This window comes from Pseudoalteromonas sp. T1lg22 (genome assembly GCF_002964645.1).
In the GTDB taxonomy this organism is placed as follows: Bacteria; Pseudomonadota; Gammaproteobacteria; order Enterobacterales; family Alteromonadaceae; genus Pseudoalteromonas.
This window is the reverse complement of record NZ_PQBY01000002.1, coordinates 381,123-399,763: the sequence shown is the minus strand read 5'-3', so window position 1 is coordinate 399,763 and position 18,641 is coordinate 381,123. Positions and strand designations below refer to the sequence as shown.

The 18,641-nt window shown below is 50.4% G+C and carries 17 protein-coding genes; 11 read left to right on the top strand and 6 right to left on the bottom strand.

Annotated features, from left to right (window positions below; genetic code table 11):
* Nucleotides 1-181 precede the first annotated feature (181 nt).
* The 6 genes from C2M24_RS01790 (at nucleotide 182) to C2M24_RS01765 (ending at nucleotide 4,908) form a co-directional block, all read left to right on the top strand.
* Nucleotides 182-565, top strand: a complete 384-nt coding sequence (locus C2M24_RS01790; RefSeq protein ID WP_105213097.1) for a BlaI/MecI/CopY family transcriptional regulator — start codon at nucleotides 182-184, stop codon at nucleotides 563-565.
* A gap of 14 nt (nucleotides 566-579) precedes the next feature.
* Nucleotides 580-2,172, top strand: a complete 1,593-nt coding sequence (locus C2M24_RS01785) for a M56 family metallopeptidase (RefSeq protein ID WP_105213096.1) — start codon at nucleotides 580-582, stop codon at nucleotides 2,170-2,172.
* A 179-nt stretch (nucleotides 2,173-2,351) separates the two neighbouring features.
* Entirely contained in the window at nucleotides 2,352-2,963 is a 612-nt protein-coding gene (locus C2M24_RS01780; protein ID WP_233999476.1) for a Crp/Fnr family transcriptional regulator, read from the top strand.
* A gap of 85 nt (nucleotides 2,964-3,048) precedes the next feature.
* Nucleotides 3,049-3,675: an NAD(P)H-dependent oxidoreductase gene (locus C2M24_RS01775; protein WP_105213095.1), complete on the top strand. Its 627-nt coding sequence runs from the start codon at nucleotides 3,049-3,051 to the stop codon at nucleotides 3,673-3,675.
* On the top strand, nucleotides 3,672-4,133 hold the full coding sequence (locus tag C2M24_RS01770) for a DMT family transporter (protein WP_233999475.1): 462 nt from the start codon (nucleotides 3,672-3,674) through the stop codon (nucleotides 4,131-4,133). Before C2M24_RS01775 ends, C2M24_RS01770 begins: the two co-directional genes overlap by 4 nt.
* Nucleotides 4,123-4,908, top strand: a complete 786-nt coding sequence (locus C2M24_RS01765) for a GNAT family N-acetyltransferase (RefSeq protein WP_105213093.1) — start codon at nucleotides 4,123-4,125, stop codon at nucleotides 4,906-4,908. Before C2M24_RS01770 ends, C2M24_RS01765 begins: the two co-directional genes overlap by 11 nt.
* Nucleotides 4,909-4,998: 90 nt before the next feature.
* Here the strand turns inward: C2M24_RS01765 and C2M24_RS16065 are convergent, their stop codons facing one another.
* From C2M24_RS16065 to C2M24_RS01750, 4 genes are all read right to left on the bottom strand, one after another.
* Complete coding sequence (locus C2M24_RS16065) at nucleotides 4,999-6,657, bottom strand: S8 family serine peptidase (RefSeq protein WP_199775678.1); 1,659 nt, start codon at nucleotides 6,655-6,657, stop codon at nucleotides 4,999-5,001.
* A complete protein-coding gene (locus tag C2M24_RS16060; RefSeq protein WP_199775677.1) occupies nucleotides 6,609-7,181 on the bottom strand; it encodes a S8 family serine peptidase in 573 nt (190 codons plus the stop codon). Before C2M24_RS16060 ends, C2M24_RS16065 begins: the two co-directional genes overlap by 49 nt.
* Before the next feature lie 349 nt (nucleotides 7,182-7,530).
* Complete coding sequence (locus C2M24_RS01755; protein ID WP_105213092.1) at nucleotides 7,531-7,842, bottom strand: hypothetical protein; 312 nt, start codon at nucleotides 7,840-7,842, stop codon at nucleotides 7,531-7,533.
* Nucleotides 7,843-7,860: 18 nt separating this feature from the next.
* Entirely contained in the window at nucleotides 7,861-8,271 is a 411-nt protein-coding gene (locus C2M24_RS01750) for a hypothetical protein (RefSeq protein ID WP_105200935.1), read from the bottom strand.
* A gap of 150 nt (nucleotides 8,272-8,421) precedes the next feature.
* On the opposite strand from C2M24_RS01750, the gene C2M24_RS01745 reads away from it, so the two are divergent.
* Both C2M24_RS01745 and C2M24_RS01740 read left to right on the top strand, forming a co-directional pair.
* Nucleotides 8,422-8,895, top strand: coding sequence for a VOC family protein (locus C2M24_RS01745; RefSeq protein WP_105200936.1), 474 nt, complete (start codon nucleotides 8,422-8,424; stop codon nucleotides 8,893-8,895).
* A gap of 249 nt (nucleotides 8,896-9,144) precedes the next feature.
* A complete protein-coding gene (locus C2M24_RS01740; protein ID WP_105213091.1) occupies nucleotides 9,145-12,456 on the top strand; it encodes a bifunctional diguanylate cyclase/phosphodiesterase in 3,312 nt (1,103 codons plus the stop codon).
* Nucleotides 12,457-12,502: 46 nt separating this feature from the next.
* On the opposite strand, the gene C2M24_RS01735 is transcribed toward C2M24_RS01740, so the two are convergent.
* Nucleotides 12,503-14,386: a propionyl-CoA synthetase gene (locus tag C2M24_RS01735; RefSeq protein ID WP_105213090.1), complete on the bottom strand. Its 1,884-nt coding sequence runs from the start codon at nucleotides 14,384-14,386 to the stop codon at nucleotides 12,503-12,505.
* A gap of 315 nt (nucleotides 14,387-14,701) precedes the next feature.
* Between C2M24_RS01735 and C2M24_RS01730 the strand changes: the two genes are divergently transcribed.
* A complete protein-coding gene (locus tag C2M24_RS01730) occupies nucleotides 14,702-15,781 on the top strand; it encodes a hypothetical protein (protein WP_105213089.1) in 1,080 nt (359 codons plus the stop codon).
* Nucleotides 15,782-15,823: 42 nt separating this feature from the next.
* Here C2M24_RS01730 and adhP read toward each other — a convergent pair whose 3' ends face one another.
* Complete coding sequence (gene adhP, locus C2M24_RS01725) at nucleotides 15,824-16,840, bottom strand: alcohol dehydrogenase AdhP (protein ID WP_105213088.1); 1,017 nt, start codon at nucleotides 16,838-16,840, stop codon at nucleotides 15,824-15,826.
* Nucleotides 16,841-16,992: 152 nt separating this feature from the next.
* Here adhP and C2M24_RS01720 point away from each other — a divergent pair, with 152 nt between their 5' ends.
* Both C2M24_RS01720 and C2M24_RS01715 read left to right on the top strand, forming a co-directional pair.
* A complete protein-coding gene (locus C2M24_RS01720; RefSeq protein WP_105213087.1) occupies nucleotides 16,993-18,153 on the top strand; it encodes a DUF1570 domain-containing protein in 1,161 nt (386 codons plus the stop codon).
* Between the two features lie 63 nt (nucleotides 18,154-18,216).
* The gene (locus C2M24_RS01715) at nucleotides 18,217-18,600 is read left to right on the top strand and encodes an MmcQ/YjbR family DNA-binding protein (RefSeq protein WP_105213086.1); all 384 of its coding nucleotides are present in this window, start codon (nucleotides 18,217-18,219) and stop codon (nucleotides 18,598-18,600) included.
* Nucleotides 18,601-18,641: the final 41 nt, after the last annotated feature.

The following is an 18,641-nucleotide window of genomic DNA, read 5'->3' as shown; positions in this document are numbered from 1 at the left end:
TCATCTTTTAAAAGTAAAAGGGGATTATAACATGCTCAACCTCGTGCCGGCAGAATAAAGACGCAGTTCACAACCTACCTTAAGGTTTCATGCTGAGGGTTAAATTAAATCTTGACTTTAAAAAATCCAATTACTACATTTGTGGTAGTTGATAACTACAAGTGTAGTAGTGAGGGGTAAAATGAAACTCAGTGATTTTGAAATGGATGTGATGCAGCTTTTTTGGCAACACGAGCCATGTACAGCGAGCCAACTCCATCAGTTGCTTAGCGAAGCAAAAAAGAATAACAAGCAAGTGGCCTATAACACGGTGAAAACAATTGTCGATCGGCTTGAAAACAAAGGCGCGGTGGAGCGTTGTGGTCAGCAAGGCAGGGCGATTGTTTATCAGTCTATTGTGACGCAAAGCGCTCTGTCAGAAGAAGCCGTCCCCACCTTTATGCAGCGCTTTTTTAAGGGAAGCTCCCGTAATCTCATTGCTCACTTTATTAAAGAAGAGCGTCTTAATGATGAGGATATTGCCTATTTACAAAACCTGTTAAATAGCAAAAAGAAAGACATGTAAAAAAGGAGGGCGATATGACGGACTATTTCCTAACCAGCTTATTTATTTCACTGTGCGCACTGGTCGCATTAAAGGGGCTACAAAGTGCTCCGGCACGACTGAGCTTCTATGTCTCGGTGTTGGCACTGTCCAGCTGGCTTGTGCCCTGGCAGCATATGCCCGAAGTTTCTAAATATCAGCAAGACCCGGAGCTGACTTTTAACGTTGCACATTTTTGGCAGACGGCTCTCTCGCAAGGCCAACAACAAGATGCTCTAGCTACTCAGGTTCAGGCACCAGTGTCGTTAGTTGATGGCTATGCATTTGATGTCTCTCATCTGGTATTTCTGGCGTTGCTAATTGGTGTCGCCTTGTTTATCTGGCGCATAGGGCAGTACTTCTCGTTTATCAAGCGACTTTATCGCCACTCCACACCCTGTAACCGCTATGAGCACAGTAGTGGGGGTTACCCTGTTCGGGTTGCAAAGTTGGGGGCTCCGGCATTCGCCAGTGGGGTGACACGGCCCACTATCTGGCTGGATCGGGCGCTGCTTGATGCCAAAGAAGTTCATTCGATTATTCAACATGAGGCAACCCATTTACGCCAGGGGGATGTGTATTGGAGCTGGGCTATTTGCTTGTTGGAAAGCCTATTTTGGTGGAATCCCCTGTGCTTATTTTTAGCTAAAAAATCAAAGCAACAGCTGGAACTCAGCTGCGATGAAAAGTGCGCAGCGAGCTTTCGGGAACAATATCAACTGGATCTTGCCAGTGTCCTTTTATCGCAGCACCAAGCGAAAAATGGACATAGGCAATTTATGACCCCGTTGTTAAGTATTGCTCAACAACAGAGCTTTAACGTGCAACGGATTAAAATGTTAGACAAGGAAAAAACTATGAACAAAAAGCATGTCATTGCACTAGTTATGTCACTCGCCTTTAGTGCCGTTGCGGCGGCGCAAATTGTGGATAAAGATAAGCCGCAGCAGGTACAAGCACAGCAAACAGCCATTAGTTATGAAGAGCAAATGGCTGCGTTGCTCGATGGCGCAGCCGAGGCTAAAAGCAAAGATGTAGAAAAGCTCAATAAAGTGTTTGCTAACATCTTAAATTGGCACGCCAATAGAGCCGTACTCAACGAACAGGACGAAAGCAAAATTAAGCTACTGAGCTTTACCCTGCTAAGTCATGTTGGTCACAAACTTGCTCGTTATGAAGATGTTATGCTTGCCTTCGCAGATTGGTATCCCGATGCGGACTCGGCGCCATATTTTTTGAAAAATGTAACGGCCTTGACGCACTTGCAGCTGCAGCAGCCTAATTTAGCAATCAAGGAGTTAAACGAGCTAAAGGCGCAGCTAAAAGACCAGACTAAACCTGGAACTCTGATGAATCTGGCCCGTGCGTACATAGAGGTGGAGGACTTTGACAATGCGCTAGCCATTCTTGAGCAGTTACCAGAAGACAACAAGTACACGGCCGTTTTGAAGTACTATGTTTACTTCCATCAAGGTGATAGTGAAAACATGAAGCGGATTAAAGCGCAGCTACCTACAGAAGTGGCCAGTTTACCGCCGAGCCTCCCCGATTTTGGTATCCCCATGTCGCCATTATTGGCCAAGTTATAAAGCACTTAAAAAGCCCCAAAATTGGGGCTTTGCTTTTATCATTGCTTTGTTGGTTAACGAGATAAAACGTTGCGCTACTGTTTTGCTTATCAATCCGACTATAATGACAGCCAGTGCCGGTATTCGTGCCAATGACGAAAATAAGTACAGCAAGGCGGTTAGTTACATTGGAGGTAATAGTGAGTGAGCAGCAGGCTGCGTTCGACTCTTTGCGTGCGCAAATGACAGGGTATGCTCCCATCGGTGAGCAGACCTGGCAGCAATTTAAGCCCCTATGCACCTTGATTCATGTGGATAAGCACCAGCTGATTTATCCATGTGGGGTCGTGCCACAGTCCTTCTCTTATCTCTACCAAGGCTTGGTACGTTGTTTTGTTACCGATGAAAAAGGTAATGAATACAATAAGATGTTTTTCGATGAGGGCAAGTTTCCCGGGTCTATGACGGCGCTGTTAACACAGCAAGCATCAAGTTTGGCCTTTGAGGCACTGGAGCAAAGCACGCTGATCGCCATCGATTTTAAGGGCTTTCGCCGGCTCATGCAGAGCAATCCAGAACTTATGCTCTATCAAATCCATTATCTTGAGAAGAATTGGTTGTTGGCAAAAGACCAGCGAGAAATCGAGATAGTGCAGGACGATGCCACCACTCGATATCTGCATTTTAGCAAGCAATTTCCTGCCTTAGCCGAGCGCTTACCGCAATACCATATCGCTTCGCATTTAGGGATAACGCCGACCCAGTTAAGTCGGGTGAGAAAAAACTTATCCCTTATCAACCTATGTAAATGAACCCCGCATAGCGCCTCGATACACTGTCTCTCATGCGCTGGAGCGAGTAGGTTCCAGTTATGGTTTGATTGACACAGAGGTAAGTATGGAGTTTTTAACCGCACTAGAGTGGCGTTACGCCGTAAAACAATTTTCCCAGCAAAGGGTGCCTGAAGACCAATTGCAAACCCTGTTACAGGCCGCCTCCTTAAGCCCGTCGGCGTATGGATTGCAGCCTTATAGGTTAATTCTGGTACGTTCAACATACTTGCGCGAGCAACTGGTGCCTCATTCTTACGGCCAGGATAAGGTGGCTAATAGTTCGCATTTGCTTGTTTTTGCGGCGCAGACAAACATTGGTGATGAGACGGTAGAGCGCTATATAGCCCGCCACAGCGAAGTCACGGGCACCCCCATTGCCGATTTACAGCGTTACGGTGATCATATGAAGTCGGCGCTGGCCAGTAAAACACCGGCACAGCGCCAGGAATGGGCACATCAGCAAGCCTATATTGCGCTTGGCAACTTGCTTACCTGTGCGGCACAGATGCGCATAGATACCTGCCCGATGAGTGGGATTGACGCGCAGCAATATGACCGCATTCTGGGATTAACAAAGCGCGGTTTAACCACGACCGTGATCTGCCCCATAGGCTATCGACATCAAGAAGACAGTCAAGCAAGGGCAGAAAAAGTCCGCTTCGACTACGCCGAGATGGTAGACAGCATATGATGGCCTTCATGCTTTGTATGCTGGCCATTGCTGCCGGCGCCGCCATTGCCATACAAGCGGCCATGAATGCGCAATTGGGGGTGTTGCTCAACAGCGCAATGTTCGCCACGGGGGTGGCGTTTTTAACCAGCTTTACTCTTGTCACCGCGGTGCTGGTATTCACCAGTAAAAGCTACCCGAGCGTTGGTGTCATCACCAATGTGCCCTGGTATTTGTGGCTTGCCGGGATATTCAGTGCGTTTGGCGTCAGTTGCTTTTATTATCTGATCCCAAAAATGGGCCTAGGAAGCATGATGTCGTTTGCCTTGTCGGGGCAAATTGTGGTGGCCATGCTTGCAAGTCACCTGGGTTGGTTTAACTTGCCCGTTAAGGCTCTGGATGGCAGCAAGTTATTGGGAACGGTGTTATTGATTGGTGGTGTTATCTTAGTGAATTGGGAGTCGAGAAGTGGATATTAATCAAGCCAATATAGCGAACTTAACAAGCCTTTGGGAGCACTATGGTGCGGCGCCCTTGGCTGATGAGAGCACATGGCCATTTAAGGTCAATCATGTGTGGCCTCATCGCTGCTGGCACCCAGAGCCCGGTTCGCTGACCTGCATGGCGCCGCTAGCCGAGGCTCGAGCTGGGGTGATGTTTCCACTTTGGCCGGATTTGCACGGGGCGTCATTGCAGTTCCCCGAGGAGCGTGAGTTAGCGCTTAAACACGCCGGTTGGGATTGCGTCTTAGCACAAACGGCCATGTATTTGCCCTTGTCAGTAAGTGATTATCCACCCACCTCGGATAAGCCAATCACGAGCGCAGAGTTGGTGGTAAGAAACATTACTAGGGTCGAGGAGGTTTCTTCCTGGATAGAGGTGGTGAATGAGGCTTTTGGTTATCGTGTGGATGCCCGGGCCATTGCGTCTTTACTCGAATGTGAGCAAGCACAATTATATGTTGGGGTATGGGCGGGAGAGGTTGTTGCCAGCGCGCTTTTGTATTACACCGGGGAGGTAGTCGGCCTTCATCAGGTCGCGTTAAAACAAACGCATCAAGGACAAGGGCTTGCCAAAAGCATGATGCAGGATTTGCTCAGGCTTGCGGTGGCCTCGGGGGCGCAGTATATGGTCTTGCAGGCATCGGCGGCCGGTCGACCTCTGTATGAAAACCTTGGCTTTATAACCCAGTTTGAGATCCGCAGTTATAGCAACCGCGCTTCACAATTGAAATCTGTTACTGCTTGTCATTAAAGCCCTTACCAGTCAATAGTGCTATAACAAAAATGCCGGTCTATATAGACCGGCATGGGTGTTGCAATGTATCGGTAGTTTAACTAAGGCTTAGAAAACTACGGTTACAGTTGCAGAGCAGTTAGTCGTGCCTGCTTCACAGATTGAGTAGTTGTATACACCGCCGCCTTTTTGGTTGATAGCGTCAGTGTAGGCACCGTCATTGTTGGTTGTGGTGATAGCCGAGCCGTTGCGATAGATATCAACATTGCTGCTGTTTGCACCGCTCCAGCTTAGGTCTACGCGTTGACGACCTTTTACCTTGTAACCAAACGCATTTAGGTCGATAGAGCCGCCCGTAGCACCGCTGCTTACATTCACGGTTTGCGAACTGGTGTCGGTTTGACCGGCGCTGTCGGTTACCGTTAGCGTCACAGTGTATGAACCGTCTGCCGCATAGCTGTGGCTAGGGTTTTGCGCCGAGCTGCTAGCGCCGTCGCCGAAGTTCCAGCTGTAACCGGTTACGCCGTTGTCATCCGAGCTGCCGTCGGTGAAGCTACAAGCCAGGGCATCACATGAGAAGCTGAAGTCTGCAACTGGTGCATTGTCAGATGAACCGCCACCACAGCTAGTACCCGCAAGATAATCGATGGCCGCTTGTGCTTTAACCAGACCGTAACCGGTTTTCACGTCACGACCGGCTGCATCTAGGTCTTCGGCAGTAACCGCCAGGGCGTTACGCACTTCCGCTGCCGAACAGGCGGTGTGATATGACCAAACCAGGGCGGCAACCGCACTTACGTGAGGGGTCGCCATAGAGGTACCATTGTAGTAATCCCAGTCCTGACCATCTACTTTAGACAGGCTCGCCGTTTGACCCGCTTTTGCAGCCAGCTCAAGGCCGGTTGCACGGTCAATTGAGGCCGTTGGAATGCCTTGAATTTTACCATTGAAGTCAACCATAAATGGCGCTTGTAGGCCCGGGCGTGCAGCATTACTGTAAACGATAATACCTTCGGCACCGGCGTCGGCACAGGCATTGGCGCCACGGTATTCAGGGTATGAATTTTCCGTTGAGGTCGAGCTGTCACCTTGGTTTTCACCACGTTCAACAAGACAGATTTTACCCGTCATGTCGCCACACGAGTATGAAGTACCCGTTGTAGTACATACGCCTAGCGCGCCGCTGGCTGAGCCATTGTTGCCCGCAGGGTCAAACGCCAGGCTGCTGTTGTAGAACAGGTGTGGTACCACGCCATTAGCGAAGTAGTCGGTACCGCCAACACTTAGTTGTGCTAGCTGACCGTCGCCTAGACCTACGCTTGACAGTACGGCTTCACCTGGACCGGCAAGTTCAACCTGGTTGGTGCGCTGTGAGAAGTTAGCGTGCATATTGCCAGAATCAACGGCCGCTACCGATACCACGTCATCATATGAAGCCGGGTAAGAGTGAGCGGTATTACCGTCGTTACCTGCCGCGGCGATGCTTAGTACACCTTGGCTGTAGTAGTTGGCAAAGGCATTGCCTTCGGTGCGGCTGCTGCCACCACCACCTAGACTCATGCTGATAACGTTGGCGCCCGCTGCCACACAGTCATCAACTGCTGATACCAAGCTTGAAGAGTAGCCCCAGCCAGACTCGTTAAATACTTTAATGATATGCAGGTTTACATTGCCGTTTGGCATTACACCCACAACACCCGAACCGTTAGTGATACCGGCTACGGTACCGGCAACGTGAGTACCGTGTGAACCGCCTGGCGTTGACATTGGCCGGTACCTGAGTCGTTGGTGCCTGATACCAGGTTGGCGTCTAGGTCCGAGTGACGGATGTCATAGCCTGAGTCGATAATACATACGGTGCGGTTGCCGGCTAGCTCATCGGAAACGATATCCGCTTCAACGCGGCTGATACCCCATGGCTCAACCTCTGTGGTATTGAGGTTGGTGGCAAGTAGGTGACGTTTAACGTCGGCTTCTACAAATTCAACATTTGGGTTGTTACGCAGGCCCTTAAGAGCCGCCGCTGGTACTTCCATGGCGAAGGCATCGTGCTTGGCCAGGTCAACTTTAATCTCACCGCCTAGCTTTTTCGCCAGCGATTTTACTTCGGCAGACTTACCGCGAGTGAATTTTACGATTACGCGCTCTTTGCTCGCTCCGTTCGTTTTTACTTGTTCAGCTTTATCCTTGCTGCCTAAATTCGGTTGTAAAGAGTTTGCTAGTGCTGCTTCTGAGCCAAGGCCTAGAGCCAATAGGGTGGCCGTAGCAACGAGAGAGAATTTAGACTTCATAGTGAATACCTTTATTTAATTATTGTGTTGTCATTGTGCCTTGGTGACACAAGGGTATTTGACGTTGACGCGGTTGCCGCCTGTTGTAATTCGGTTACCGCGTTAGGCCCGATTATGAAAACACAGTTGTTAAAAAAATGGTATAGTTTTTTGTAATTGTTTTGGGTAATTTGGGGTTGGTTGGTAAAAAGGCATTTAAATTCAATTTGTTGTAGGTTTTGTTTTTGTGGCTAAGGCTTTGGTTTATTTTAACAAATGTGCATTATTTTTGCGTTTTTAGGTTATTTTTGCATTTTACGGGATGGTACTTGAGAGTGGAGTGGGTTAAGACCCGGCATTGAAATTGGTCTTAGAATGGCTCGTTTTGGCTACCGGGTTTCGTCTTCGATAGGTTGTGGCGGTGCAGGGTATCGCCGGGTAAAGAATCTAGGTGGCGCTCGAAAAAGGCCCGGATCTGCTCGGGAGTGTCCAGCTCCCCGGCACGGTAGCGCTGGGGAAGCTCATCAAGTAACGGAATATGAAGGTTTTCATCGAATTCGTACAGGGCATGCAAGCGACTAACAACCAAAGCCAGGGCACCGCGACAATCATCACAGAGCAAGGCGACGTCCGCTTCGTTGATTACGCTACGCAGATAATGCTGTAATTCCTGTTCATCCATAATTGAGCCCTTAAGTCGTTACCTTAATGCCTTAACGATTTCCGCTTGATATTGCGCTTTGTCGAAGGTGAATACATCAAATTCACGGTAATCCCAATGCTGTGTGCTTTGGCCGTCGCGATAGGGGTTATGCCAATGCTGCCAGCACACATAGTCGTCGGTGCAATAGACCTGGGTAAGTAAGTACCAACATTCCCACTGTCCGCAATCACAGGCCAGTGGCATCAGGGTTGCCTTGTTTTCCAACATGCGCTTGCTGATATCGTCAAGGCTCAGCGCCGCTCTATAGGCGCCACCTATGTGGGGATCAAAGCGCTGTTCGAATTGCTTTACCAGTTCCAGCAAGGGTGTGCCGTCTATCAGCACTTCAAATACCTCCCCCAGGCTTGAGTAGTTGCCACAAGCGCGTAGTCTCAGGGTATTGATCATTATCTGGCGTCCATCACCTTATCAATATTATCCGATACTAGCTTGAAAACGCCGCGAAATATACCTGGTTGCCGGGTACTGATAAGGTACTTGCTTGCTGTCTGTCGACTAAGCTTAAACTGAGTGTAATTACCACAGCGAGTCAAATTTATGAGTGTTCCTGCTATTCCACCAGGCTTTCATGCCGTTACCCCCTATTTGATTATTGATGGTGCCGTGCGTGCCATTAGCTATTATCAAGAGGTCTTTGGGGCCGAGTTAGTGATGCAGATGCCCATGCCCGATGGTGGCCTTGCTCATGCCGAGCTGATAATCGGCGACTCCCATATTATGCTGGCGGATATGTGCCCACAGCCGCATTTTCAAAGCCCACATGCCCTAGGCGGCACGCCGGTGAGTTTAATGCTGTATGTAGAAGATGTGGATGCTGTGTTTGCCCGGGCCATTGCCGCCGGAGCCAAGGAGCTGCGTCCGGTGCACGACCAATTTTATGGCGATCGTGCCGGTACCTTGGAAGATCCCTTTGGTCATGTCTGGACCATAGGCACTCATAAGGAAGATCTCAGCGAAGAAGAGTTACTGCAGAGAATGGCGGACTTTATGAGCCAGCAAGAAGATGCCTGATTTTTAGACCTTTTCGGGTTGCGATTGTAGAGGCGGGGGTTCACCAATGACCTTTGAATCTTAGCAAAAGATAACCCAGATCAAATGCAGGGTGAAATTCTGCGCTCGGGTGCGGCCTGTGAGTTACAGTCCTCACACGTTATGGTATATTGCCGAACATGCTGATTTTTCAGCATATTAGACTGTATTTCGACTTCTGCTCGACAATATATCCAAGCATAATTCTCTCTATTTCGGTCAAGTTTTCTGGTGCGCAACCTTATTCACCCCAGTCATGCAAAAGAGTGGTCGCAAAGCTCTAGGTTTTTAGTAATAGCTCTTGTGGTGCTGGGGCTGTCGCTGCTTATTGAGCGGCTCGGGCTGGTCAGCATTATAGAGCACTATATACTGCTGCATTCTTTTTTGGAGCTTGTCTCCATCATAGTCTCTGTGCTTATCTTTGCGGTGGGCTGGAGCGCACGCAGCTATATTAAAAGCCCGACCTTTATATTTGTCTCCGGGGTGATGCTTTGGGTTGGCGTACTCGACTTTCAGCATGTGTTTTCGTTCCAGGGGATGCCGGAGTTTATTACCCCAGCAAGCGCCGACAAGGCAATTAACTTTTGGTTTGCCGGGCGCATATTTACCGCCGTTGCCATTATTGCTCTGGCAGCCCAGCCCTGGCTGGCCTTAGGATCTCGCAGCATTTATCCATCCTTGATTGTCGCCGGCCTGAGCACCACGCTGGTGAGCTATGTGTTTTTATTTCATCCTGACTGGCTGCCACCTAGCTATATTCCCGGGCGGGGGCTGACCGACTTTAAACGCAATTTTGAGTATTTCTTGATGGCCCTGTATGCCTTTGCGGCATTACTCTTTTTATTGCGTTTGGCGCAGGTACGACAGAGCAGAAATTTAAGCCATTTGTTCGTGGTCGCCGTGCTTATGGTGCTCAGCGAATATTATTTTACCCTTTACACTCATATCAGCGACACCCTAAACCTCTGTGGCCACCTCTATAAAATTGTTGCCTATATTTTGCTTTATCAGGTGCTGTTTGTGGAAACCATTACCCGGCCATTTCTTGATCTTGAACGTTCGCGCCATCGCCTGAGTGCCACCTTAAGCGCCTTGCCTGAACTGGTGTTTGAAATTGACGAACACGGCAAAATACTGCGCAGCCATGCCAAAGAAAACGAACCGTTTTTACTGCAGGGGGAGAGTATAGGGCGCAGCATTTACACCTTGTTTGCAGGCAAAGATCAAACCCGCCTATATAACACAGTGGCCGCGGCCAAGCGTCAGGGTATGGCCGAGGTGGAGGATATAGTGGTCGCCCGGCAACAACAGCAACGCCATTACCAATGCGTGGTGGTGAAACTGGCCGAGCAAGGCAGTGCGAATTATTTGGTGGTGGTGCGCGATGTCAGCGAACGTGCGGCGCAAGTCGATGCTCTGGCCCATGAAGCCAGACTTAAAGAAGGCTTGCTGGGCTTATCCGATGTTGCTTATAAGGGCTGTGAGTCGGCATTACTGAGTCATGGGGTGAGCTATGCCCGCTATCTGGTTCCTTGCCAAAGTATTGGCCTGTATGCGGTTAATGACGACGGGACTTACCAGTTGCTAGCTGGTGAAGGGCAATTCAAGGTGACACAGGCCCTGGATTTATTGTCACAACTGTCGCCGCAGCTAGGTACGCAAGAGCATGTTTTACATCCTCATTGGCAGGGGCAGTCAAGCCAAGAGAGTGAGTTATCGGCGCTAGGGGTTGTAATGGCGGTGCCGGTGCGCGATCAGGAGGTACTGCGCATGGTGATCTTGCTTAGCAATGACCAGCGCAGTTTTAGCGACCGCGAGGTAGAGGCCATTACCATTTGGTCCCAGGCCATTTGGCATTGGTTAAACCGCCTTCGTCAGGAAGAGCGTATGCACACCTTGTCATTGGCGGTTGAGCAAAATCCGCACCCGATTTTAATCACGGATACTGAGGTTAAAATCGAGTATGTGAACCGCGCTTATGTGGAACTTTGTGGCTTTTCGCGCGAGCAGTTGCTGGGCAATGATCCGGCTATTCTCAGCTCGGGTAAAACCGCGCCTCAGGTCTATCAGTCCATGTGGCAAAACCTGACTGCCCAGCAACCTTGGGTGGGGGAGCTGATCAACCGTAACAAGCAAGGGCAGGAGCTGATCGAGCGTACCACCATCTACCCGATCAAGGATAAAGACGGCAAGGTCAGCAAGTACATCTCTTTTCAGCATGACATTACCGCTCAGATAGAAAACGAAACCAAGATACATCACCTGTCTTACTATGATCAGCTCACCGGGCTGGCCAATGGCAAGATGCTGCTGCATGTGTTTGCATCTTTGCGCTCGAAGAACAGGCTGACCGAGGGCGCGCTGCTGTTTATTGGTCTGGATAACTTTAAGGTGCTCAACGAAGCTCTGGGTTATGAAAAGGGCAATTTGATCCTTAAAACCTTGGCTCAGCGGCTGCTCAATTTAGGTGATGAAGACGAATTGATCTGTCGCTTACCCGGTGACCGTTTTGCCTTTTTAATGCCTTATGCCAAGGCCAACAGTGCCTCATGCAAGGCTCAACGCGTCCTCGAATCCCTGCGCACGCCGATTAATATCGACGGTAAAAACATGGTGCTCACCGCCTCCATTGGTGTGGCGCTTTATCCTCATGATGGCGATAACAGCCAACGCTTGCTGCAACTGGCCGAGGCGGCGCTGTTTGAAGTGAAAAAACGTGGGCGCAACAACTTCCTTTTTTATGCGCGGGAGATGAATCAGCATGCGTCGCGACAACTGCAGGTGATCAATGCCCTCAACATGGCGCTGTTGGAAGATGAACTTTCCCTGGTCTTTCAGCCTCAGGTGCGTATAGATTCCCGTCAGGTGGTCGGCGCCGAGGTGCTGCTGCGCTGGCACTCATCTGAGTTAGGTCAGGTTTCCCCTGTCGAGTTTATTCCTGTGGCGGAAAGCGCAGGTTTGATCAAAGCCTTGGATGCCTGGGTGTTTAGGCATGCGCTGGCGCAAATAAAACAATGGCTGGCAATGGGAGTTGAAGACCTGGTGTTTGCCGTTAATCTATCGGCTGCAAGCTTTGAAGACCAAGGATTGCTGGGCGCGCTGATGCGCGAGCTTGAGATTTATGAGGTGCCCGTCAGCTGTATTGAGCTCGAGCTCACCGAGGCCATCGCCCTGATGGATCCGGACTCGGTACTTAAGCGCATTAACTCGCTGCGCGCCGCGGGCTTTAGGGTGTCCATCGACGACTTTGGTACCGGCTATTCATCAATGAGCTACTTAAAGCGCTTCGCTGTCGATAAGCTGAAAATAGATAAATCCTTTATTGATGATTTGGCCAGCGGCGAGCCAGCGGATGTGGCGATAGTCAAGGCCATGGTGCAACTGGCCAAGGCGCTCAATATTGGCAGCATAGCCGAGGGCGTCGAAACCGAGCAGCAGTGGCAATGTCTGGCTGAGCTGGGTTGTGATCAGGTACAGGGATACTGGTGTGCCAAGCCGTTGGCGGCTGAGGACTTTGTTGCCTTTATCGCGCGTTGGGAATAAACCGCGGGGCGAATGAACGCCCCCGCAGGTTGCCTTGAGGGCCGAGTTAACGCCCTTGCAGCTGCTCGTTTATCTCGGTAAAGATGCTGGCATCATCTATGGTGGAGGGGATCTGCAGCTCTTCACCATCAATCAACTGGCGCAGGTTCTTGCGCAATATTTTACCCGAGCGGGTTTTTGGTAAGCGCGGCACGCAGATAATATCCCGCAGGCAGGCAATGGCGCCTATGGTGGAGCGTACCGAGGCTCTAAGTTGCTGCTCGACCTCTTCATGACTGCCGGTGAAGTCGTCTTTAAGCACCACCATGGCCATGGGGATTTGCCCCTTAAGGCTGTCATGTATGGCAAACACCGCGCACTCGGCCACCGCCGGGTGAGCCGCAACTATCTCTTCCATTTCACCGGTAGACAGGCGGTGACCGGCCACGTTTATCACATCATCGGTGCGCCCCATAATAAACAGATAGCCTTCCTCATCGAAGTAACCACCATCGCCGGACAGGTAATAGCCCGGATACTGGCTTAAATAGCCGCTTTTAAAGCGCTCGTTATTTTGCCAGATAGTCGGCAAGCATCCGGGTGGCAGCGGCAGCTTAATGGCCACGGCGCCATGCTCATTGGCTTCGCATTGCTCACCATGGACATCGAGTATCTGTACATCAAAACCCGGGGTGGGCACTGTGGCGCTGCCTGCCTTGGTGGGGAGGGCCTCAATGCCGATGGGGTTGCAGGCGATGGCCCAGCCGGTTTCGGTTTGCCACCAGTGATCCAGCACCGGCAATTGGGTGTGCTCTTTTAACCACTCATAGGTGGGCGGATCCAGACGCTCGCCAGCGAGGAACAAGCGTTTTAGACTTGAGGTGTCGTATTGCTTAAAACCTTGAGCGCTGGGGTCTTCTTTTTTGATGGCACGAAATGCGGTTGGGGCGCTAAATAAAGCTGTAACCTTGTAGTCTTCAACCACGCGCCAAAAGGCGCTGGCATCTGGGGTACGCACAGGTTTTCCCTCGTATAGCACGGTGGCGCAGCGATAAATCAGCGGCGCATAAACTATGTAGGAGTGGCCTACCACCCAGCCTATATCCGAGGCCGCCCAAAATACCTCCCCTGGGCGCATACCGTATACGCTTTCCATACTGTAATGCATGGCCACCGCATGGCCGCCGTTCTCACGCACTACGCCCTTGGGTGTGCCCGTGGTGCCTGAGGTGTAAAGAATATAGAGAGGATCGGCGCCGGCGACTGGCACAGCGTCCACGCTTTGAGCGTGACTTATGGCTGTAGCCCAGTCAATATCGCGGCATTCGCTAAGCGGCGCATAGCATTGCGGGCGCTGGTAAATAACACAATGCTCGACCTTATGTTGGGCCTGACTAACGGCCTCATCGAGCAGCGGCTTGTATTCGATCACCTTATCGACCTCAACCCCGCAGGAGGCGCTGAGGATCAGTTTTGGTGTGGCATCATCAATACGCACCGCCAGCTCATGGGCGGCAAAACCACCGAAGACCACGGAGTGAATGGCACCGAGGCGGGCACAGGCCAACATGCCGATCACAGCTTCGGGGATCATAGGCATATAGATCACCACGCGATCGCCTTTACCAACTCCCAGCCCTTGCATGACCCCGGCAAACTTACTCACTTCTTCGAGCAATTCGCTGTAACTGTACTGACGCTTGCTATCTGTGACCGGCGAGTCGTAAATCAGCGCCGTTTCATTGCCATGGCCGTTCAACACATGCTGATCCAGTGCCAGGTAGCTGGTATTAAGTTCGGCATCGGCAAACCAGTGATAAAAGCCATGCTCATCCTGATGATAGGCTTGCTGCGGTTTCTTTAACCAGGCAATGCGCTCGCTTTGTTGCAGCCAAAATTGCTCTGGATTATCACTAAAGGCGCGATAGGTGCGTTGATATTCGCCTGACATACAAGGCTCCAAAATAAAATTGTGAGAGTGTTAATAAAAATAGGAGCTTTTGGCGCTGAGCAAAATGCGACCATAGTCGGCAGTGGCGAGGGGATATTTAGACTAATAAATCTTGTGGCGACTGCGTGTACCACCGCCAAAAAAAGTTATGTCATTAAAATTTAAAGGATAACAAGCGCATCCCTATTATCGGTATTGTTAATTTACTGTTATGCTAGAGACGTTTGCTTAGGGAGTATTATGCTTCCCTAATCGTCAATTTTAGACAAGGATTTTTGGGGGGACCCATAAGTGCTAGAACAACAGGAAAAAATAATGAAAACAATGATCTCGACATTGGCGTTGTTAACAGTTGCGGCTCCGGCAATGAGCAACCAAGTATTTCAGGATAACAGCTTGGTCGTTGCCAGCGACAATATCTTGTACGAATATAATAACGGCGCCTTGATATCACAGCGAAACATTCCGACCAACAGTGCCAATGAAATGGCACGTGATATCACCATACTGGATGATGGTCGAGTTGCTGTATTTAACGGCACCTTTACCCCTGAGTTGTTGGTCTATAACGGTGAAAACTGGCAGAGCTTTACCATGCCTGGATGGAGCACAGCGAATAACCTGTCTTATGGTGGCATAACTGCCATTGGCGATGCAGTATATGTGACCGATACTTACACTGCCTACGACGGAGCAGCCAAGGGTGTAGTTAAGTTTGATTTAGCTAGCGGCAATGCGCAGCGCATTATCGATGACAGCGACTATATCGATATCAATGTGGGGCTAGATGGAAAGTTGTATGCTTTGCAAAACACCTATGGCGCTCTTGATGTGATAGACCCAGCCAGTGGCACAGTGCTGCGTAGCGTCGCCTTGGGTCATACTTCTTCGTCGCGTGGTGTAGCCGCCGATGCCGAGGGCAATATATATATGGTGAGCTGGAGTGGCTATGTTGCCCGTTATAGTGCCGAGGGCACCCTGGTTAACACCTTGGAAATTGGTGGCAATCTACACGATATTGATATCGACCACTCGGGTCGTGTAGTAACGGGCAGTCGCTTTGGTCAGGTGTATGTCACCGATACCAACTTAAGTGACTTTACCGAGCTGTTTGTCAGCACCAGCAATGCCTTCGTGGCCACTGTGCCATCGGTATTGCCACCAGCAGCACCCGTGTTGCAAGGTACTGTGCAAAATGCCGGGCGCGATATTCAAACGACCCTGACCTGGAGCACAGAGGCCGAAGGCGTCGATGTTTATTTTAATGGCCAATGGCTGGAGTCGGTGACCGATAGCAACAGCGCTACCTATTGGTACTTTAAGAAGCAGTCTCAGGAATTTATGGTATGTAATATTGGCACCGAGGATTGTTCGGCGCCCTTTATTGCAAACTAATTAGACATTCATAAAAAGGCCACCTTGCGGTGGCCTGCTTATTTACTTGGGCATATTCATCACTATGCGCCCGGTGATCTCGCCTTTTTCCATATCCGCGAAGATATCGTTAATATCATCAAGGTCCTTCTCGGTAATAATGGCTTTGACCTTGCCGCGGGCGGCAAACTCTAAGCATTCCTCCAGGTCCTTGCGGGTGCCGACGATAGAGCCGACCACGCTGACGCCATTGAGGACGGTATCAAAAATAGGCAAGGGCATGTCCTCCGGCGGCAGGCCGACCAGCACGCATTTACCACCGCGGCGCACCACATCATAGCTTTGCCTAAAGCCGGCTTTGCTTACCGCGGTACAGACGCTGCCATGCACGCCACCGCTGACTTCTTTAATGGCATTGACCACATCGTCGGTTTTAAAGTCGAAGAAATGTTCGGCACCCAACTGCTGCGCGAGTTCACGTTTGGCTTCACCCGTGTCCACGGCCACAACCCGCATGCCCATGGCCACCGCATATTGCACTGCCAGGTGTCCAAGGCCGCCGACGCCGAAAACGGCCATCCATTGTCCGGGCTTGGTCTCGGATACCTTGAGTGCCTTATAGGTGGTCACGCCAGCACAAAACAGCGGTGCGGCATCCGGGTAGCTTAGTCCTTCGGGTATTTTCACCACATAATCGCCATGGGCGGCGCAGTATTCGGCGAAACCGCCATCGACGGAGTAGCCCGCATTTTGCTGCTCCAGACACAAGGTCTCCTTGCCATCGAGGCAATATTCACAATGGCCGCAGGCGCTGTAAAGCCAAGGGATCCCAACTCGGTCGCCGAGCTTTAAGTGGCTGATGGCACTGCCGAGCTCAACAATTTCACCTACACCTTCATGCCCCGGGGTAAGGGGGAGTTTGGGTTTGACCGGCCAATCGCCGTGGCAGGCGTGTAAATCCGTATGACACACTCCGCAGGCATGAATCTTCACCAGCACCTGATGGGCGTCGATAGTAGGCTTGGTTATTTCTTCAATGCTTAAAGGGGCGCCAAAACTATGGGCAACTGCTGCTTTCATAATGAATCTCCTTGTTTTTGTCATCATGAGGACATCTCTAGCTTAGCGCTAAAGTCACGGCATAATTTGCTTGGCCGTCCATGCTAGTTGTACCCCAGTCCAGTAATCGCTGTTATGATCTGGGGCAAAGGGATTAGATAAATAAACGCGTTATGGAAAGAAGAATCATCAAGATATTTATATGCTTAGCTATTTTCTTAGCGCTGGCGCACGGGGCCAATCAGTTGCAGGGAAAACAGCTGGAGTTACCCGAGCCAGTAGCCGCCTGTATAACTTGGCTGCAGCAATTATTTGGCTCAAAACAAGCCTCGCTTCCAGCTCCAACGCCGCTGCAGAATAAATCGCCTTTAAACACACCGACTAAACCCACACAAGCTCAGCCCGGCACCGGAAATGGCACCGTGGCGACAAATAACAATAAGCATAACCTTGAGCAGCGTTTTACCTGTTCGGACACCTCCTTAGGAGAGCTCAAGGTGCAGCAATTTCAGGGTATTTATACTTGGACGGATAGCCAGGGCGTACGTCATGTCAGTGACCAAAAGCCCGACTTTGAGGTGCAGCAATATCGGTACGAGGGTGCTGATGTGATGGATTACTTTGCCCTTGAGCTGATTGCGCCGAGTCTGAATAGTGAATTTAGAGCCCGGCTCGAGTCGACCTTAAATGGTGTCTTTAAAGCCTATAGTCAGGTGGTAGGCAGGGAGGCGATGCGTAAGGTTGAATTACGCCTGCATGTATTGCCGAAGCGCAGCAGTTACCTGGCGGCCATACGCCGCGCTGGCAGTACTTCCTCAAACAGCGTCGGCAGTTATTTCGGCCGTTCCAATGAAGCCTATATAGAATACCGAGGTGATGTTCAAACCATGCGCACGGCCATACATGAAGCTGTACATGCCATAAATCACGCCGTATTGGGCAATACGCCTTCTTGGCTCAATGAGGGGTTAGCGGAATATTTTGAGCACACCGAGATTGAGCTGCAATTGGTGATGGTACATCCTAATCCGAGTTGGGTTCGTGATGGCTGGCTACAACAGAGCGTTTATAGCCCGGGTCATTTATGGCAAGCGGAAGCCTTGTGGCAAAACGATGGTGATAGTAGCAAGTTATATCGCTCCAGTTGGGCGTTTATAAGCTATTTACTGCATAATCCTGAGGGCAGAAAGGCGTTCAAGCGAGTAGTCAGAGCGCAAGTAGCGCAGCGCTGTCAGAAGCTCAGTGCTCAGCAGGTACAGGGATTAGTTCCCGTTAATATCAGGCAAGGCTTTAGCCGCTGGCAGCAAGGTGAACTCAGCGGCCATAGATACTAACCTTTGAAGACTGAGTACAAGTAACCAAATAACCTAAATAACCATGAATAATAAGGTGCCGGTATGGATCAGACTCAAGCCCATAATTATTTGCTCAATAAGCCACAAACCAAGGTCGAGCAACCCTTTGGCGAAGGGGTTGATGTATATAAGGTAGCAGGTAAGATGTTTGCCACTTTAACGCTGCGTGCAATCGACGATGGCGAACCCATGTGGCAAATGAACCTAAAGTGCGACCCGGATGAGGCGCAGGCGCTGCGCGATATTTTTAGCGCCGTGTTGCCCGGATACCATATGGATAAACGACTTTGGAACACGATTATGTTAGACGGCAGCATTCCTAAAGGGGAAGTCGAGCGCATGATGGATAACTCTTACCTCTTGGTGGTGGCGAAACTAACGAAAGCCAAGCAGCAAGAGCTTTTGACGCAGTTGGAGCCGCGCTAGGCTGTTAACACGAATCACTTTGGTAAAGCGCCGACTAAATG

Bases quoted from the DNA above. Each gene is read 5' to 3' on its own strand.
- C2M24_RS01745 (WP_105200936.1), top strand. From the start codon at position 8,422: ATGAGTGTTCCTGCTATTCCACCAGGCTTTCATGCCGTTACCCCCTAT.
- C2M24_RS01785 (WP_105213096.1), top strand. From the start codon at position 580: ATGACGGACTATTTCCTAACCAGCTTATTTATTTCACTGTGCGCACTG.
- adhP (WP_105213088.1), bottom strand. From the start codon at position 16,840: ATGAAAGCAGCAGTTGCCCATAGTTTTGGCGCCCCTTTAAGCATTGAA.
- C2M24_RS01770 (WP_233999475.1), top strand. From the start codon at position 3,672: ATGATGGCCTTCATGCTTTGTATGCTGGCCATTGCTGCCGGCGCCGCC.
- C2M24_RS16060 (WP_199775677.1), bottom strand. From the start codon at position 7,181: ATGAAGTCTAAATTCTCTCTCGTTGCTACGGCCACCCTATTGGCTCTA.
- C2M24_RS01775 (WP_105213095.1), top strand. From the start codon at position 3,049: ATGGAGTTTTTAACCGCACTAGAGTGGCGTTACGCCGTAAAACAATTT.
- C2M24_RS01715 (WP_105213086.1), top strand. From the start codon at position 18,217: ATGGATCAGACTCAAGCCCATAATTATTTGCTCAATAAGCCACAAACC.
- C2M24_RS01735 (WP_105213090.1), bottom strand. From the start codon at position 14,386: ATGTCAGGCGAATATCAACGCACCTATCGCGCCTTTAGTGATAATCCA.
- C2M24_RS01720 (WP_105213087.1), top strand. From the start codon at position 16,993: ATGGAAAGAAGAATCATCAAGATATTTATATGCTTAGCTATTTTCTTA.
- C2M24_RS01755 (WP_105213092.1), bottom strand. From the start codon at position 7,842: ATGGATGAACAGGAATTACAGCATTATCTGCGTAGCGTAATCAACGAA.
- C2M24_RS01750 (WP_105200935.1), bottom strand. From the start codon at position 8,271: ATGATCAATACCCTGAGACTACGCGCTTGTGGCAACTACTCAAGCCTG.
- C2M24_RS01730 (WP_105213089.1), top strand. From the start codon at position 14,702: ATGAAAACAATGATCTCGACATTGGCGTTGTTAACAGTTGCGGCTCCG.
- C2M24_RS01790 (WP_105213097.1), top strand. From the start codon at position 182: ATGAAACTCAGTGATTTTGAAATGGATGTGATGCAGCTTTTTTGGCAA.
- C2M24_RS16065 (WP_199775678.1), bottom strand. From the start codon at position 6,657: ATGTCAACGCCAGGCGGTTCACACGGTACTCACGTTGCCGGTACCGTA.